Source organism: Fusobacteria bacterium ZRK30, from assembly GCA_024628785.1.
Taxonomy (GTDB): Bacteria; Fusobacteriota; Fusobacteriia; order Fusobacteriales; family Fusobacteriaceae; genus Psychrilyobacter.
Window position 1 is genome coordinate 1,556,103 of the sequence record CP102405.1, and the last position, 18,380, is coordinate 1,574,482.

Genomic DNA, 18,380 nt, shown 5'->3' on the forward strand with positions numbered 1-18,380 from the left:
ATTTTTTCTCTATTCCCATATTTTAATATAATATGCCTTATTAAAATATCAATATAAGTTTGTGTGTAATAGATATAATCAATTTTTTCGTTAGAGCTTAAAGGAGGATCGATATTAGGTATATTAATAAATAAAACTCCCTGGATGTTTTTCTTCAGGACCATTTTAAGACCTTTTTTATTTGAAGTCTCCATAGCTCTATAAATTTTATCATAAATATTTTCAGTTGAAACCATAATATACCTCCATTTAAGATTTTATTTCTATTTTAATAAAAACATTATATTACTCCGCTTATTCCCCTGGCATAACGAGCCGTTTTTTTCTTACATAATGGGCAAATCTTCTTATATGGAACTCCAAGAGAATCCACAGCTGTTTCAAATTTTTTTTTACATTTTAAGCATTTTACTATTTTAGTATTTTTATTATTCATACGTCCCCCTATTTGCTTCAAAATTACTATGTTTTTTAATAAATATTTTAAATTGTCATTATTATTATATAAATAAAAACTTAATATTTCCTTATACTACATTTGGGGTTATTTTCCTTTCATTTTTACAAATATAAAGGAAAATACTCAACTTACTGGTATACAGTTATGATAAAAATATAATTATAAAGGAGGTAACATATGAAACCTATACTATCAATTGAGTTTTGTACATCATGAGGATATTCAGAAAAGGCAGTGGATGCTATTGGAGCCTTGGTAGGGTTCTATAAAAATTATTTTTTAGAATTTAAACTTATCCCTTCATCTGGAGGTGTATTTGAAGTTAGATTTGAAGATAAACTTTTATTTTCTAAAAAAAAAGTGGGAAGATTTCCAGAGTTAGATGAGTTAATTGAACTTGTAAAAAATGAAATATAGAAATAATATCTTTAGAAAAATAAATTAATCATGAATAAAATTTTAAGAAAATTAAAGCTAAAAAACCAGAGATATCTATCTCTGGTTTTTTGTATTTAATAAAAACTATTGAAATTTCTCATCCTTCTATCCTTGATTTTTATTATAAATATATATAATATATATTTAATTTGATTTTAAGATTATTAAAATCAAAGTTTAAAGAGATTAAAAATAATTCTGAAAAAGGCAAAGCAGGAGAAATTCTGTGACGCAAAACTAAAGGGTCTAAGTCTATATTATTTAGATATGACAGCCAGTTGCCAAAACTTTTTTAGAGGTATGCTATTTGTGTGATACAAGGTAGCCTCTTTTTTATTTTGCCTAATTTAAATATTATTCTGTATGAGTTTTAAGATTAACTTAATAAATAGGAATTGTTAGATACTACTAAAAGCATTTGGAGGTTTATATGCATAAAATTTTATGGCCAATTTTTTTCTTTTTTTATATTTCATCCTTTGGGATGGATACATTAAAAATTGAATTGACTGAAGAGGAGAAGGAATGGATTAAGCTGAATCAACGTAAAAATATAACTATTTATATGGATGAAAACAGGGGAATATTGAATTATCATTCAAACGGACGAAGAAGGGGAGTTTTTCCTGAAATTATTAAATTTCTGGAAAAAATACAGGACTAAAATTCCAGGTGATTAATGAAGAAACTGAAAAATTTGAAAGATCTGTGGACTCAGGTTTCCCTGATATCGTGATGGGGGTAGAGGATTACAAAAGAAACAGTAAAGAATACGTTTATCTTGAAAAATCATTGAATTTAGATGGGGTTATGATAACCAGAGATGATTATCCGTCCATTGATTTTAAAACAGATAATTCCGATAAAACAATTGTCTGCATGGAAGATGATCAAATAAAAAATAAAATTTTAAAAAAGTATGGAGAATCAGTAAAATTGATTGTTAAACCAACCAGAAAGGAAGCTATGGATTCTCTTTTATCGGGAGAGGCAGATATTTATATCGAAGATTATCAGGATGGATTGAAGTATTTAATTGAAAATCCAGAAATGGAAGCAAAAATAAACTATCTTTCCAATGACCTTGAAACGGATTATTATATAGGGGGAAAATCAGAATATAAACAGTTATTAGTTATGATTCAAAAATTAATAAGCCGTGCTGATATAACAATGAAATTCTTTTATGAGGAATCTTTAGAATATACAAAAAATAAAATAAAGATTTCGGGGGAAATAAAAAAATATATGAAAGAGAAAAAAGTTGTAAAAGTTTTTGTACCAAAACCAAAAATGCTTCCTCAGCTTTATTATATAGATGAATTTGGAAATCAAAATGGGTTTTTGGTAAATTATTTTCATGAAATTAGAAAAAATATTGGGATTAAAAATAGTTTTAGAAGAGAGTGATTCATCTTCTGGGTTTGATATTAATCCCTTTGTATTGTCGGTAAATGGGAAAGAATTAAATGATGAAGAGTACCTTTCTACAGAACCGTATATGCAAGCTCAGTTATCAATTTTTAATAGAGAAGATAAAGGATACATCCCATACTTTGATGATTTGGAATTCTATAAGATAGCTGTGGTAGAAGGATCTCTTGTTGAAAAATATCTTTTAAGCAAAGGTTTAAAAGATAATCTGATAAAATTTGAAACAATTAAGGGAGCTATGACTGCTGAGACTGAAGGAGGTGCAGATATCTTAATCGGTAGGGTACAACACATTGATCAGTTCCTAAAAAAATATAATATGACAAATATAAAAGTAGCAGGAATCTTACCAGATAAGATAGATTTGAGATTTGGTGTTCCTAAAAAAGATGAAATACTATTTTTTATGATAAATGGTTTTAATAATGATTTTTCTTATGGGATAAAAATTAATAAAAAAGAATTTTTTACTAAAAATACAGAAATTGCAAAGGACTATAAATTTTCTATTATTATATTATTGGTTTCAATCCTTGGATTTTTAGGAATATACATTCATTTGAAAAGGTTTAAAGTAGTATATAATAAATTAAAAAATATAACGATCGGTCTTGTGGAAACTCTGGAAAGTGCAAATAGTTATAATGATGAAGATACCGGTGCACACATAAAACGATTAAACCAATATTCGGAGTTATTGGCTGAAGAGCTAAAATTACCAAATTCTTTTGTAAATGAAATAGGACTTTATGCCTCCCTTCATGATATAGGAAAAATAGGAATTTCAGATGCTATTTTGAAAAAACCGGGGAAACTGACTGAGGAAGAATTTGAGATCATGAAAACTCACATAGAAATCGGTTATAACCTTATAAAGGATTTGGATGTAAGTCCAGTGGCATCAAATATAGTTAGGTATCATCATGAAAAGTGGAATGGGAAAGGTTATGGAAAAGGATTGAAAGGAGAAGAAATTCCCGTAGAAGCCAGGATAGTGGCATTGTCAGATGTGTATGATGCCTTACGGCAGGAACGAGTTTATAAAAAAGCTTTTACCCATGAAAAATCTATGGAAATAATAATTTCCGAGAGCGGTAAACATTTTGATCCCAGAATAGTTGAAGTCTTTATAAAAAAACATGAACATTTTCGAGATATATTTGAAAAGAGTAAGGTAGATTTTTCCAATAAAAAAAATTCTTTAAAGTAAGTTTTATCCCTCTTTAGGGTAATTAAATTTATGATTTTCATTTAAAATTGACCTTAAAAGGGTGCTATAAATTTAGCACCCTTTTGTTTGGGGTTATTTCTTATTTTTCTATAAAAGGCTGTTTTATCATATATGAAAAGTGCTGATATTTCTCTTGGACATATCCAGGTATCCCATATTTAGGTGTAGATATATCTCTCTGGGGGAGAAATGTTCCAAAAATTCTATCCCATAAGATAAGAAAGGATGAGAAGTTGGAGTTTGACTCTTCCCATTTTAAAGAGTGATGGATCCTATGGAGATATGGTGTCACAATAATCTTTGAAAGAAAGATATCTAAGCTTCGGTTGATCCTTATATTACTGTGGTGGAAATAAACATTCACATTAAATATTATATCGTAAAGTAAAAGAGCTTCTACAGGTATCCCTATTAAAAGTATAAAGGGCAGTTTGAAGAGGTGACCCATGAGTACCTCAAAAAAATGAAACCTCAGGGCAGAAGAGACATTGAGGAGCCTGTCTGTATGGTGAATATTATGAAATCTCATGAGAAAGGAGACCCTGTGGAGGAGCCGATGCCACCAGTAATTTACACAGTCTAAAAATATGACTCCTAAGATAAGTTTAAATTTAGAATCTGAGGAGGTCATATTAATAATTCCTGCTTCCATATTTTCAAGGTATTTGGCCAGGGCATAAACTGTAAAGAGGGCAAAATATCTCCCAATAAACAAATTTATCACCCCAAGACCCATATTATTTATATCGTGTCTTCTTCCACCAATATCTTTACTTACCTGCGGTATTATTCTTTCCAATATAAATAATAGAAAAAAAAATCCTCCCATTAATATAAATCTTTCCATAGTTTCCTCTCCTCAAATGAATTAAATGTGTGTATAAAATTATCCTTTTAGATAAGGTCTGTCTTTTGTTCTAATTATTTTAAATTTAGGTTGCCAAAGATTTCATAGATATATTTTATTTTATACGATCTATTTCCTATCTTCCTCTTTTGTTGGATTTTTTAGAAGGGAAAATACTTGAAAAGATTTTCTATTAAGCTGCCTGAAATATATCAGCTGATCATGGTATCTGGAGTGCTTTCTCTTCTTATTTTTGGTGAGGATCAAAAATAAGTTAGATCGGCTAATTGAGGAGTGGAATAAAGTTGAAAATCAAATGGTTGTTTAAATAGATTATCATTGATTTTAGAATTTTCCATTAAAGAAGGTCTGAATTCTGTAAACTACAGAATTCAGACCTTCTTAATATATATATAATAGAGTTAAAAATTATATTAATTTTTTAGATATGTCGGATAGTTTATTTTATCAAATAACTTTTATATCTCTTTAATTTAACTTTCCTCTGACAAAAAGAACCGAATTAAGTCCCTCACTCATATCCATAAGTTTATTGTAGTATGGGATCTCCTGATTTTTTTCAGGAAGGCTGAGTCCTATTAAAACCAGACTTGCCTTAGATGAGTTTTCTTTTATTGTCCCATTGATATCTTTTTTAGAAACTATGATTTCTACTTCTGCATCAACTCTTAAAGTTACAAGCATCTCACTGAGAATATTTTTTCTAGAGATCACTTTATCCTCGGTATCGACGACACTTAAAAGCCTTATCTTTGCCCCTTTCCAATCGTCATTTAAGGAAATTAAGTGAGCCATATTTAGCATAAGGTTGCCGTTATTTTCCAGTCCTCTCCACCAAATATCAATAGATTTTTTCTGTTCGAAAAGACTGACATCTTCATTTTGGCAGAATACTAAGATGTTTTTATTCAAATAATTAACTTTTCTCATAAATTCTACAATGGGTTTAATATTTTCCTTATCCCTGGACATTCCCATAAGAATGGTATTTGGTTTTAGACGACCAATTCCACTGGATTGTACGGTTTCAAGGAAGGTATCTACCATATTTTCTCCTACAACTACTTCGGAAAAAGCTAAAATTTTATTTTCTTTCAGATAAGAATCTAATTTTTCTTTGGCTTCTTTGATCTTTTCCTGCATATCTTCCAAATGTCCAAAGATAAATCTTACAAGGGTAATTACTCCACGTCCTTTGGAAAAATGATTGGCTAAATAAATTAAATTACTTCTATTTTTTGGATTTCCTGAAAACACAATGATATCAGGTTTCCAGTTTTTTTCTTGTTTTTCATTGAATCTTAATCTTAAAAGACATGTTCTGATGATAGATATTAACACCCCGTCTCTAAGGTCTCCCCATGTTCGAGTAATATTTTTTTTACTGATATAGAGGTAGATCATAAATGTAAAGGCAAGACATATAACTGTAGCTGTAAAATTAATTAAAAACATAACTCCATAGGATCCCAAGGCACCGATTAAAGATATTATCCAGTGAGTTTTAAAGGTTGGTCTGAAACTTGGGTTACCAACTAATTTTTCCAGTGCCACTACCATATTTATAGCTCCATAGGTATTCAGAAAAAACATGGTGATAATAGGAGCCACAAAGTTTAAATTAACCATTATTATAAATATAAATGCTATGATAAAACTTATAAAAGTAGCTGTTCGGGGTTCGTTAGCTTTACCGCTTCCTCGGCCTAAAAATGAAGGTAAAACCGAATCTTTAGCCAGAGCCTGCATAGTCCTTGGTGCTGTGATCATACTTCCAAGAGCAGAAGAGAGGGTGGCAGCCCAGATTCCACCAATAATAAATATAGGAAAATTGACCTTACTCATGAGCACCAATTTATTGCTGATAAGCTCCTCTACCGGGATATTAAATCCAAACCAAAATATCTGTAGAGTGTAGATTAAAAATGTAACTCCAATAGCATAGAATGTACCTTTAGGGATATTTTCCCTAGGATTTGTAAGATCTCCAGACATACTAACCCCTGCTAATATCCCAGTTACTGCCGGGAAAAAAACAGCAAATGTCATCCAAAAATTACCACTTTCTACATATGTTCCAAGAGATGTAGGAGCATAGTTGTAACTGCCGGAAGTAACAATTGTACCCAATGAAAGGAGGATAAGACAGAAGATACCATATTGCATCTTGACAGCAAGATCTGCCCCAATACTAGAAATAATACCTATTATAACTGTCACACCTACAGAAAGTAAAAGGGTATTTACATCTGGGAATATAAGTTTAACGGACTCTATAAATCCTAAAATATAAAGGGCTACTGATATTACCTGAGATAAATATAGAGGGATCCCTATACTTCCGCCTATTTCTAAACCAAGACTTCTTGAGATCAGAAAATAAGCTCCTCCTCCCTTTACTTCCATATTTGTAGTGATACTGGCCATTGAAAAAGCAGTAGAGATAGTAATGACGTGAGCCAAAATAACAATACCTAAGGTTCCCAATATTCCTGCATTACCTACTATCCATCCAAATCTTAAATAAAAAATTACACCCATTATTGTAAGAAAGGTAGGGAGAAAAACTCCATTAAATGTACCAAATCTTTTTTCCATAGTTCCACCTCGTTATTTAATTTCTATTTTTTATTACTAAATTTAATTTTATAGCAAAAAATAATATTTTTACATAGTACACTATATTTACTCCTTACCAAACTATAATCCTATTAAGATAAAATAATTTAATCTTAAAATTAAAATAATTTAATCTTAAAGTGAGTATATTTAATTTTAAATATTATTTGATAGAGGAAAGGAAAATATATAATGTATATTTATATTGAGGTGATTAGATGAATTTAAAAAAGAATATATATATAGTAAATTTTTTTACGGCAATTATCCCCATATTAATAATTTCCATGGTTACATATTTTATTTTTTCAGAAAAATTAGAGGAACTGGAAGAGGAAAAATTTGAATTCATAAGCCAGACTATAGAAAAGCACTTAGATGAAAAAATATCAAATAGTCTAAAAATGCTTATTTATTTAGAAGGAGTTTATCAAAATAAAGATAATTACTTAACAGAAATACACAGCAGCAGCAGCGATAAAGAAAGAACTGAGCATATGCTTCATCATATGAGGGAATTATCTATCTTGGAAAATACAGTTAAATTTATAGCATACGGAACAGCTGAAAAACAAATGTTTTTTGATGGAAACGCAGGAGATCAAAATCTCCCCTCTGATTATGACCCTACTATAAGACCGTGGTATGTAGGAGCATTAAACTCTTCAGATTACTACCTGTCTGAAGTTTTTATACATGCAGGAACAAAGGAACCTATTGTTACAATATCTAAAAAAATAGAGAAAAATGGCAAAAAAACAGGGGTATTGACAGCTCTTTTGGATCTCTCTGTAATCTCCAAAACTATATCAGAGTATAGAATTGGAGAAAATGGAAGTTTTTTTATTGCAGATAAAAATAATAAGGTGCTTATAGGCTCAGATAAGGATAAAGAAAAATTTAAATATATAGATAATATGGACTTAGATAACCTCAAAAGTCATGAAATTAAAATAAATACTCCAGAGGGAATTATAATATACCATATCTATAAATTAAAAAAACTAGATGCAGTTTTAATAGGAGTAGTTTTTGAAAAAGATCTTAATGCATCTCTTTATAAACTTAGGGATATTGTATTTATGGTAATACTTATAGTTATAATTGTAATAACAGTTATACTATTTCTCTTGGGTAAAATTTTTGATAAGTCTTTGGACAGGTTATCCTATATAGTTAATAGTATCTCCAATGGGAATTATACCAAAAATATAGATAAATTAACGGATATGATAGGAGAAAAAAGTGAATTGAAGATTATTAAAGAAGCTATAAAAAATATGAACTATGAAATAGTTAAGAGAGAGGTAGAATTAAAATATATATCTGAAACAGACCCACTGACGGATATATGTAATAGAAGGGCTATTATAAGTTTTATAGAGATAGAAATTCAAAGGGCAAAAAACTTTGAATCAGAATATACTATTATTATGTTTGATTTAGATAAATTTAAGAGATTAAATGATAAATTCGGGCATCTATTTGGAGATGAAGTTTTAAGGGAGGTATGTAAGAAAGTATCAAATAATATAAAAGATACAGATAAATTTGGAAGGTACGGAGGAGAAGAATTTTTAATTATACTTCCTGGGACGGCTTTTTCTGAAGGAATTACAGTAGCTGAAAGGTTGAGAAAAAAAATAGAGGAGATGACGTGGAAAAACGATGTAGTTGTAACGGTTAGTATGGGGGTCATAAGAAATATGGAAGCGGATACTTTAGACCTATCCTTGGAAAGAGTAGATAACCTCCTCTACAAAGCAAAAAATAACGGTAGAAACAGAATAGAATACCAAAAAATATAAAGAAAAAAATTGACAAAAAAGAATTTATAACATACACTAAAAAAAGATCGCATACGATTTTTTTAGAAAAATATTTTAACTTATAAAAGGAAGTTTAAATAAAAAAATTTCGATTGTAGATATCGTACTTAAAATTTAGGAGATGATTTTATGGAAGAATTTTATTATTTTGAAAATGAAGTAGAAAAAGGTACATATATGTGTATATTATGCGGTTTGGAATTAAAGATGGAAAAAGGTGAAACCTTAGATCTATGTCCTATATGCTCTGGATCAAAATATCAAAAGATAGATTAATACACATAATAAAAGTAGTGGGTTGCTGTTTATAATCCACTACTTTTATTTTTGAAGTCTTAGATTATTATAAACCTAAAAAAATATTTGATGAGGAAAGGCAGAAAATTAATCTTTATTTGTATTTTATCTTAAAAACTTATGTTATCATATGAAATATATTTTATTAAATGGAGGTTGTTTATGCTTGTTGATATAACTCAAGAAACAAAAATAGGAAAAATATATAGAACTGGATCTCCGGCTCTTAGTGTAAAAGAAATTATTTGCAATAAAGGAACAAAATCAGAATATAAAACTATTGAATACAATATTGCTACTCATAATATGGGAACCCATATAGATGTCATGGGTGTAGGAGTAGAGATTCCAGTGGAGAGACTTATTGGAAAAGGGATTAAATATGATGTTTCTCATATAACCGACAGACCGGTTGAAATTGGAGATATTGATCTATCTCTTGTAGAAGGGGGAGAATTTATATTTTTTCAAACCAATTGGGATAGATATTTAATGGAAGATAAATATGCTGATCATCCTGAAATATCCATAGATCTTACAGAAAAATTAGCTGAATTAGATATCAATATGATTGGTATAGATGCTCTTGGTATTGGAAGAGGAAAAAATCATGGTACTATTGATAAATTGTTGGGAAAAGCAAAGAAATATGCTATTGAAAATTTATGCAACTTAGATAAGATCCCAGAAAAGGGGTTTAAAGTATATTGTCTGCCAACTAAGATAGAGGGATTAGATGCACTTCCTACAAGAATACTTGTAGAATTTTAAATTTTTGTGAATAGTAAGGATTTTGATTTTGAAATAATAAAAGTATCAAAAAAATAAAAAAGGAATAGGGCGACCTATTCCTTTTTCTATAAACTATAATAAAATATTATTTGCTCATCTCTTCAGATTTTTCCATACACTTTTTCATTCCGGAAATCACAGAGGACCTAAATCCTGTTTTTTCCAGTTCTGCTACAGCTTCAATAGTTGTTCCTCCAGGGGAGCATACCATATCTTTTAGGGCTCCAGGATGTATACCGGTTTCTAAGACCATCTTAGCGGATCCCATTACTGCCTGGGAGGCAAATTTATATGCTTTATTTCTCGGCATACCTGTTAAAACAGCAGCATCTGCCATGGCTTCTATAAACATAAAGACATAGGCAGGGGCAGAACCACTTATACCTATTACACTGTGGATAAGAGTTTCAGGAACCTGCTCCACCTCTCCAAATCCCTCTAAGATCTGCTTAGCTATGGAAGCTTCTTCAGGTGTTACATTTCTATTTGGACTCATAGAAGTCATCCCCATACCTACAAAGGCAGGTGTATTTGGCATTGTACGGATAACCTTAGCTTTATCTCCCAATCTCTCCTCAATTGCAGCAATGGTTACTCCTGCAGCGATAGATATGATCACCTTAGAATCATTTATGGCAGACTTTATCTCCTCCATAACCAAGGGGAAAATATCAGGCTTAACCGCTACTAAGATCATCTCACTAGAACTCACTAATTCAAGAGGAGTTGGAGAAGTATTTATTCCGTATTTCTTCTTTAAATCTCTTTGTCTGTCCTCGTTTTTTTCAAAGACATAGATATTTTCAGCATTGTCAAAAGAATCTATAATTCCTTTTAACATTGCTTCTCCCATATTTCCACAACCTATAAATCCAATTTTTTTATTCATGTAATAATCTCCTATGTAAAATTTTATTTTATTATTTATTATATTACATCTTGAAGTAATTACAAACTTTTTATAGGATAAATATATTTTATTTGTTTACTATATTTGCTTTATATTGATAGTGTGTTAGAATGTGAAGAGGGAAATCGAACAAAAGGAGTTACTATGAACAAAACTGTAGGGAATCGTATAAAAAAATTAAGAACTAAAAGAAAAATGACATTAAAAGAATTAAGTTTACTTTCAGATCTTTCGGTAGGATTTTTATCACAATTGGAGAGAGGAATGACCAGTGTTGCAATTGATGATCTGGAAAAATTATCGAAGATATTTGACGTTGATATAAGTTTCTTTTTTACTCATGCAACAAATGAAAAAAGTTATGTAATGAAATCTTATGAAAGAAGAGTTTCACCAATTGCCAGAGGTAACTCTATTCAATATTATCTTTCCAAAGTAATAGAGGATAAACAACTGCTTCCAAGGCTCATTGAGCTTTTACCGGGACAGAAAAGTTCTGCTTTAGAAAGAGAACATGAACATGAGGGAGAGGAGTTTATATATGTATTGGAAGGTATACTTACCCTTGTAGTAGACGGAGTAAAAACGGATCTATATCCAGAGTATACTGCACATTATTTAACATCATCTCCCCATAACTGGATAAATAATACCAATAAGACGGTTAAATTTATTACTGTGAATACTCCTAATTTTTTAATAGATACAGACGGAGAGTTATTTTATAAGAGTCCTGACAAAGAAATAGATGAATAAAAAAATTCTCATAGATATATCTATGAGAATTTTTTTTAATTATCCAGTTTAACTTTTACAGTAAAATTATCGATTAGATTTCCTACCGACAGGCTGCTGCTTGCTGAGTCAATAGAATCCAAAGAGAATCTGGTAACTGTTTGTCCTTCAGGAACTACGTACTCCTGAGTATAGGTTACCCATCCGCTATTTCCAGTTGTCATAGTTTCCTGGATATCTAGATTACTGTCAGGACCGCCTACACTTAATGAAGCAGTATCTGTTCCCGTTCTTCCCCTATGGCTGACAGACCACACTAAAGTAGTCCCAGGGATGGTAACAACATCCTGATATAAAGAAGCAACCTGGTTTGCATTTAATTCTAGAAAATAATCTCCATCCACAGCATTTACTCCTTGAAAGCCGTCTTTCCATACTTCTATTTTTTTATCTGTAGCAGTAGTCTGCCAATGTTCAATCTCGTCTTCATTAAAAAGACTCCACGTATTAACAGATCTAGGAAGTGTTTCAAAACTTGGATTATTTATATATTTTCCATCGTCATCAACTGCCATAGCTGCAGTATCTCCTACATCCTCTAAATTTTGAAGATCCTCTAAGGTTACAAAACCTTCTTCTTTCCAGATTTCATATACTTTGTCGTAGGTATATGCCCCGTTAGGAAGGTTGGCATAGATTTCACCCTTAGTTCGATTATAAAACCATCCTCCTGTATTATCTCTTATTCCAACAACTCTATCTGTATCACCATGAGAACCATTATTATCTGAAAATGCTTCAGTAGGATGAATGTCAAATTGATTCAGTAAATTCACATCGTTGGAACCCAGGTTAGGAAATTCATCGGTAAAGTTGCTGTCGATGGAGAGTTTTGACCTAATTAAACCTAACTTATGCTGTACCTTTGCGACCTTGCCTTTGGCCAGTTCTTTTCTGAGCTTTGGTACAAGGGTAGTAGCTAATAATCCTATTATTCCTATTACTATCAATAGTTCTATCATGGTAAAACCAAGATTTTTTTTATAGGGGTTTGAAGAATAGGTGTTATCCATAATCTTACCTCCGTTAAATATATTTACTTCTATATTACCATTTAAATTTGTATCCTTCTACATTAATTATTTTTCATTTATGTAAACAAATTTTCTTTTCTTCCATAAAGAGGGAATTTTTATGATATAATTTAGAGTAAAATAAAAAATGAGGTGAAGAATTAATTATGTATACATTTAAAGATTTAGGAATAAAGAGGGAATTTGTGGATTCTCTGAAAAAAAACGGAATCAAAACTCCTACTCCCATACAGGAGATGAGCATAGAGGCAATACTAGATAAAAAAGATATAATAGCAGAAGCACCTACAGGAACAGGAAAAACTTTAGCTTTCCTTCTGCCTATGATGAATCTGATGCAGTCTAATAATAGCGGTATCCAGGGGGTTATTATAAGTCCCACAAGGGAATTAGCTATACAAATATCGGAAGAAGCCCAAAAGATAAACTGTAATAAGATCAATATCCTAACTATCTATGGAGGAAAGGAATATTCTAAGCAGCTGAAAGAGGCAAAGGGTTCAGTAGACCTTATAGTTGCTACACCGGGAAGGTTGGTAGACTTTATCAACCAGGGATTGATAAAACTAAATACTTTAAAAACATTGGTCTTAGATGAAGTAGACCAAACACTTCTTATGGGATTTCAAAAAGAAGTGGAAATAATCTTGAATAAGAGTAATAAAAAAAGACAGACTTTGTGCTACTCAGCTACTCTTAGTAGTCAGGTAAAAAAAATAGCATATAGGATTACAAAAGACCCTCTAGTGGTAAATGTAGAGGATGAAAATAAAAATGACAAGATGAAAAAATATTTGGTAGAAACTACAGACAGATGGAAAATAGATGCTCTTGCGACTATTTTAAATAGAACTAATCCTTTTATGGCTATTATATTTTGTAGAACCAAAGCCAGAGTAGATAAGATAGAGGCTAAGTTGGAGGAGAGAGGTTACAATGTACAAAAATTACATAGTGACATACCTCAGATTAAAAGGGAAAAAATTATAAAGTCATTTAAAAAAGCTGAGATACAATATTTGGTAGCCACAGATGTTGCATCCCGTGGACTGGATATCACAGGAGTAACCCATATATTTAATGTAGATATACCGGAAAAAGCTGAAACATATATTCATCGTATAGGACGGACTGCCAGAGCAGGAGAAGAGGGAGAAACATATCTATTTGTAGATCCAAAAGACAGAAGAGTATTAGGAGAGATCGAATCACTCTTGGGAAAACCATTGGAGAGAGTGGAGTATGATGGAGCAAAAGATGTGGTGAATACAAATGATTCCCTTAAAAAGAAATATAATAAAAAAATAAAAACAAGAAGCGGGGAAAGAAAATAATTTTTTAACCTTTCTTTGATCTTCAAAAAATATTTATTTGGAAAATCTTGTTCAAAAAAAGTAGGATTTAAATTTTTTTTTCAGTATAAAAACTTTAGTGAGAAATTTATACAGGAGGAGGGGTTACTTTGAAGGAGAGTTTTACAATTAATCTAGGTAATTTGCTATTATCTCTATCGGAATCTATAGATATGGCAAATCAAAATTCACCGCAGCATCAATTGAGGACAGCTTTTATTGCGTTAGAATTAGCAAGATACCTTAATTTAGATGAAGTAACTATAGAAAATATATTTATAGCTTCTTTACTGCATGATATTGGGAAAAAAATTAATTCAGAGGAAAGTATAGACTATGAATTGCAGTGTATAAGGGGGGAATTATTTGTCCAGAGGGTACCCATATTAAAAGATGCTGCCAAGATTATAAGATATCATTATTTAGATTGGAAAGACTGGAAGGGAAATATCGATAAACCATTGACTATATCTTCACAGATTATCCTCCTTGCTAACTTTGTAGATATGATGATCAGCAGAGACAGGTATATCCTCCATCAGGTAGAAAATATATGGAAAGAACTGGCTAGATTAGAGGATGAAATATTAAACAGCAAAGTAGTAGGAGGATTTAAAGAGATCTCAACCAAGGAGGAGTTCTGGTTTGATCTGACATCTTATAGATTATATTCTATCCTTTTGCATGAAGGGCCTCTAAAGAAAAAAGAAGTTAACTTAAATGAACTTGCCAGTATGGGTGATCTTTTTAAAGATGTGATTGATTTTAAATCAAAATATACAGTAACTCATACTACAGGAGTATCAGCTTGTTCTGAGATGCTGGGGAATTTATTTGGTCTCACAGAGTTAGAGATCAAGGTGTTGAGGATAGCTGCTAATTTTCATGATTTAGGAAAGCTGATAGTTCCAAACAGTATCCTGGAAAAGAAAGGTGAACTCACCAAAGAAGAATTTGAAATTGTTAAAAGTCATCCCTACTATACCTATCAGATTTTAAATTCTATAGGGGGACTGCATCAGATAGTACAGTGGGCATCCTACCACCATGAAAAATTGGATGGAAGCGGGTATCCGTTTCATCGTGTAGCTAAAGATTTAGATACAGGAGCTAGAATTATCGCAGTCTCAGATATATTTATTTCCAGGATGGAGAGAAAATCATATAGAAATGAGATGGGAAAAGATAAAATATTTGAAATAATGAAAAAAATGGGGCGGAACAATTTTATAGATATGAAGTTTGTAGATCTATTATTTGATAATTATCAGATAATAGTAAACTATATACATATTAAACAGGAAAAAACTTTGGATTTTTATAGAAATTATATGGAACATACCTGGAAAGAAGACGATCTATATTAAATAAAACAAGCTGACTTTAAAGATGTTTCTTTAAAGTCAGCTTGTTTTTTAATTATCTAGGAAATTATATCAGCAAGGGTGTCATATAAATATTACCTGTCTGGATACAACATCATGTTACTTTAAAAATATCCATAGATTCCATATACCTGGATCATCAATTTTTTAAACTCTTCCAATTCCTCAAAGGTATTGATGACATTTAATCTGCTCCCTTTATCATCTAAAATATAAATAGTAATTTCTTTTTTTAAATTTTTTTCCATGGTGACTAACAGTCTGTCAAATTCTAAATAATTTTGATCGTGGAGTAATTTTTTTATATCATTAATTTTAAAATTCACCGAATGACTCCTTATCTTTTTATATAAGTTCTATGTATATTTTTAATGATCTCTATTCTATACTCTGCATAGTGAGAAGCAGCAGCGTGAGTAGAGATACCTTGCTCTTTAGAAATCTTGTAGATGTCTAATAATCTGTCATAAATTAATTCAGAGTCATGAAGTGCATTAACTCTGTTATATCCTTTGATTTCATAGTAAACGTTGATCAATCCAGCAGCGTTGATAACGTAATCTGGAGCGTAAACTATACCTTTCTCTCTTAAAACGTCAGCATGTGAGTCTTCTTTTAAAACATTGTTTGAAGATCCGGCAATAGCTTTACACTTAAATTGAGAGATAGTCTCGTCATTGATAACTCCTCCAAGTGCACAAGGAGCGAATAAATCAACATCTAATCCATAGATATCATCTGGAGCAACGAATTCAACTTCAGGATGTTCAGCTTTCATTCTAGCAATATGCTCTTCATTTACTTCAGTAAAGTAGATTTTTTTAGCTTTTTCTTCAGTATAAGTATCAGTTAAGAAATCATACCCTAATAAATATTTGATTAAGAAATAACCAGTTTGTCCTGCACCTTGTACAGCAAAAGTTTTGTCAGCTACAGAATCAGAACCGAAAGTTTCCTTTAAAGTAGCTTTTAATCCTGCGAATACTCCCCATGCAGTAACAGGTGAAGGGTTTCCACTCTTACCAGGTAATCCAACAACGTGGTCAGTTTCCATAGATAGGAATAACATATCTTTAGTAGAGGTATTAACATCTTCAGCAGTGATATATCGACCATTTAATGATTGAACAAATCTTCCTAATCCTCTAAAATAAGCTTCAGATTTAACTTTCTTAGGATCTCCAATAAGAACAGTTTTTCCTCCACCAAGATTTAAACCAGCACAAGCAGCCTTATATGTCATACCTCTGCTAAGTCTCAAGACATCTTCGGTAGCTTCGTCCTCAGTAGCGTAGTTCCATAATCTAGTTCCACCTAAGGCAGGTCCTAGAGTAGTATCGTGGATACCCGTAATTCCCTTTAGCTTAGTAGCTTTATCATGAAAGAATACCAATTGTTCATGTCCAAATTTTTCCATATAATCAAAAATTTTCATAAATACCTCCTGAAATTTAGCTGAGAATAAATTTATCTCTATTACTATAATATATCATCTTTTGAAATTTTCCAAAAAATAAAGAAAAAGGAAGCAAAACTTCCTTTTCTTTATCTAAAAACTTCTATCTTTTGATATAAGTTCTATTTATATTTTTCATAGTTTCCATTCTATGCTCAGCATATTGAGAAGCAGCAGCATGAGTAGAGATATTTTGCTCATTTGCAATCTTATAGATATCTAATAATCTGTCGTAGATTAATTCAGAATCATTAAGCGCATTAACTCTGTTATATCCTTTGATTTCATAGTAAACGTTGATCAATCCAGCAGCGTTGATAACGTAATCTGGAGCATAAACTATACCTTTCTCTCTTAAAACATCAGCATGTGAGTCTTCTTTTAAAACGTTGTTTGAAGATCCGGCAATAGCTTTACACTTAAATTGAGGGATAGTCTCATCGTTGATAACTCCTCCTAATGCACAAGGAGCGAATAAGTCAACATCTAACCCATAGATATCACTTGGAGCAACGAATTCAACTTCAGGATGCTCAGCTTTCATTCTAGCAATATGCTCTTCATTAATTTCTGTAAAGTATATTTTCTTTGCTTTTTCTTTAGTATAAGTATCAGTTAAGAAATCATATCCTAATAAGTATTTGATTAAGAAATAACCAGTTTGTCCTGCACCTTGTACAGCGAAAGTCTTGTCAGCTACTGAATCAGATCCAAAAGCTTCTTTTAAAGTAGCTTTTAATCCAGCGAATGTTCCCCAAGCAGTAACAGGTGAAGGGTTTCCACTCTTACCAGGTAATCCAACAACATGGTCAGTTTCCATAGATAAGAATAACATATCTTTAGTAGATGTATTAACATCTTCAGCAGTGATATATCTACCATTTAATGATTGAACAAATCTTCCTAATCCTCTGAAATAAGCTTCAGATTTAACTGTTTTAGGATCTCCAATAAGAACAGTTTTTCCCCCACCAAGATTTAAACCAGCACAAGCAGCCTTATATGTCATACCTCTACTAAGTCTTAGCACATCTTCAATAGCTTCTTCTTCAGTAGCGTAGTTCCATAATCTAGTTCCACCTAAGGCAGGTCCTAAAGTAGTATCGTGAATTCCAGTAATTCCTTTTAATCCAGTAGCTTTGTCGTGAAAGAACACCAATTGCTCATGTCCAAATTTCTCCATGTAGTCAAACTTTTTCATCGTTAATCCCCCTTTGAATATATTGTTTCATTTACAAACATTTGAGTTGTTTAATTGTCACTATTAAGTTTATAATCTATTTTTTTACAAAAATCAAGGCTTTTTTTCAAAAAAATAATGTTTTTTTTTGACAAGACACATATGTACTATATTATAATTACTTTATGCGTTATATAGTCCGATAATTAGTTTATATAAAATTTAAAATAAAAATAATAAAACCAAATAAAATACATAAAATCTTTAAATAAGCTCTAAATAAAAATAATTTATGATATA

The 18,380-nt window shown here is 31.1% G+C and carries 18 protein-coding genes and 1 riboswitch; of the genes, 10 read left to right on the forward strand and 8 right to left on the reverse strand.

The genetic code is table 11. The features are described from left to right. Positions 1 to 280 precede the first annotated feature (280 nt). Positions 281 to 436, reverse strand: coding sequence for a hypothetical protein (locus NRK67_12610; GenBank protein ID UUV18126.1), 156 nt, complete (start codon positions 434 to 436; stop codon positions 281 to 283). 258 nt (positions 437 to 694) lie between these two features. On the opposite strand from NRK67_12610, the gene NRK67_12615 reads away from it, so the two are divergent. From NRK67_12615 to NRK67_12630, 4 genes are all read left to right on the forward strand, one after another. Continuing rightward, positions 695 to 877, forward strand: coding sequence for an Rdx family protein (locus NRK67_12615; protein UUV18127.1), 183 nt, complete (start codon positions 695 to 697; stop codon positions 875 to 877). A 217-nt stretch (positions 878 to 1,094) separates the two neighbouring features. Next, positions 1,095 to 1,184, forward strand: a riboswitch (cyclic di-GMP riboswitch). A gap of 144 nt (positions 1,185 to 1,328) precedes the next feature. Then, complete coding sequence (locus tag NRK67_12620; protein UUV18128.1) at positions 1,329 to 1,562, forward strand: hypothetical protein; 234 nt, start codon at positions 1,329 to 1,331, stop codon at positions 1,560 to 1,562. Between the two features lie 8 nt (positions 1,563 to 1,570). Further along, on the forward strand, positions 1,571 to 2,308 hold the full coding sequence (locus NRK67_12625; protein UUV18129.1) for a transporter substrate-binding domain-containing protein: 738 nt from the start codon (positions 1,571 to 1,573) through the stop codon (positions 2,306 to 2,308). Then, positions 2,259 to 3,542, forward strand: coding sequence for an HD domain-containing protein (locus tag NRK67_12630; protein UUV18130.1), 1,284 nt, complete (start codon positions 2,259 to 2,261; stop codon positions 3,540 to 3,542). Before NRK67_12625 ends, NRK67_12630 begins: the two co-directional genes overlap by 50 nt. A 100-nt stretch (positions 3,543 to 3,642) precedes the next feature. Here NRK67_12630 and NRK67_12635 read toward each other — a convergent pair whose 3' ends face one another. Together NRK67_12635 and NRK67_12640 are read right to left on the reverse strand one after the other, a co-directional pair. Then, positions 3,643 to 4,410 carry a sterol desaturase family protein gene (locus tag NRK67_12635; GenBank protein UUV18131.1) on the reverse strand — a complete coding sequence of 256 codons (768 nt, stop codon included), beginning with the start codon at positions 4,408 to 4,410 and terminating at the stop codon, positions 3,643 to 3,645. 489 nt (positions 4,411 to 4,899) lie between these two features. Beyond that, positions 4,900 to 7,029 carry an amino acid permease gene (locus tag NRK67_12640; GenBank protein UUV18132.1) on the reverse strand — a complete coding sequence of 710 codons (2,130 nt, stop codon included), beginning with the start codon at positions 7,027 to 7,029 and terminating at the stop codon, positions 4,900 to 4,902. A 239-nt stretch (positions 7,030 to 7,268) separates the two neighbouring features. On the opposite strand from NRK67_12640, the gene NRK67_12645 reads away from it, so the two are divergent. The 3 genes from NRK67_12645 (at position 7,269) to NRK67_12655 (ending at position 9,947) form a co-directional block, all read left to right on the forward strand. Next, entirely contained in the window at positions 7,269 to 8,858 is a 1,590-nt protein-coding gene (locus NRK67_12645; protein ID UUV18133.1) for a sensor domain-containing diguanylate cyclase, read from the forward strand. A 150-nt stretch (positions 8,859 to 9,008) separates the two neighbouring features. After that, on the forward strand, positions 9,009 to 9,155 hold the full coding sequence (locus tag NRK67_12650; GenBank protein UUV18134.1) for a hypothetical protein: 147 nt from the start codon (positions 9,009 to 9,011) through the stop codon (positions 9,153 to 9,155). Between the two features lie 183 nt (positions 9,156 to 9,338). Continuing rightward, on the forward strand, positions 9,339 to 9,947 hold the full coding sequence (locus tag NRK67_12655; GenBank protein ID UUV18135.1) for a cyclase family protein: 609 nt from the start codon (positions 9,339 to 9,341) through the stop codon (positions 9,945 to 9,947). Positions 9,948 to 10,053: 106 nt separating this feature from the next. Here NRK67_12655 and proC read toward each other — a convergent pair whose 3' ends face one another. Further along, entirely contained in the window at positions 10,054 to 10,857 is an 804-nt protein-coding gene (gene proC / locus NRK67_12660) for a pyrroline-5-carboxylate reductase (protein ID UUV18136.1), read from the reverse strand. Positions 10,858 to 11,022: 165 nt separating this feature from the next. Here proC and NRK67_12665 point away from each other — a divergent pair, with 165 nt between their 5' ends. Continuing rightward, a complete protein-coding gene (locus NRK67_12665; GenBank protein UUV18137.1) occupies positions 11,023 to 11,634 on the forward strand; it encodes an XRE family transcriptional regulator in 612 nt (203 codons plus the stop codon). 35 nt (positions 11,635 to 11,669) lie between these two features. On the opposite strand, the gene NRK67_12670 is transcribed toward NRK67_12665, so the two are convergent. After that, positions 11,670 to 12,686, reverse strand: coding sequence for a DUF642 domain-containing protein (locus NRK67_12670; GenBank protein UUV18138.1), 1,017 nt, complete (start codon positions 12,684 to 12,686; stop codon positions 11,670 to 11,672). A gap of 167 nt (positions 12,687 to 12,853) precedes the next feature. Here NRK67_12670 and NRK67_12675 point away from each other — a divergent pair, with 167 nt between their 5' ends. Together NRK67_12675 and NRK67_12680 are read left to right on the forward strand one after the other, a co-directional pair. Continuing rightward, entirely contained in the window at positions 12,854 to 14,041 is a 1,188-nt protein-coding gene (locus NRK67_12675) for a DEAD/DEAH box helicase (GenBank protein ID UUV18139.1), read from the forward strand. 128 nt (positions 14,042 to 14,169) lie between these two features. Then, positions 14,170 to 15,426, forward strand: a complete 1,257-nt coding sequence (locus NRK67_12680) for an HD domain-containing protein (protein UUV18140.1) — start codon at positions 14,170 to 14,172, stop codon at positions 15,424 to 15,426. Between the two features lie 122 nt (positions 15,427 to 15,548). On the opposite strand, the gene NRK67_12685 is transcribed toward NRK67_12680, so the two are convergent. The 3 genes from NRK67_12685 to NRK67_12695 form a co-directional block, all read right to left on the reverse strand. Next, positions 15,549 to 15,770 carry a hypothetical protein gene (locus NRK67_12685; protein ID UUV18141.1) on the reverse strand — a complete coding sequence of 74 codons (222 nt, stop codon included), beginning with the start codon at positions 15,768 to 15,770 and terminating at the stop codon, positions 15,549 to 15,551. Positions 15,771 to 15,781: 11 nt separating this feature from the next. Beyond that, positions 15,782 to 16,879, reverse strand: coding sequence for a leucine dehydrogenase (locus NRK67_12690; protein ID UUV18142.1), 1,098 nt, complete (start codon positions 16,877 to 16,879; stop codon positions 15,782 to 15,784). A gap of 124 nt (positions 16,880 to 17,003) precedes the next feature. Next, complete coding sequence (locus NRK67_12695; GenBank protein ID UUV18143.1) at positions 17,004 to 18,101, reverse strand: Glu/Leu/Phe/Val dehydrogenase; 1,098 nt, start codon at positions 18,099 to 18,101, stop codon at positions 17,004 to 17,006. Between the last annotated feature and the right edge of the window lie 279 nt (positions 18,102 to 18,380).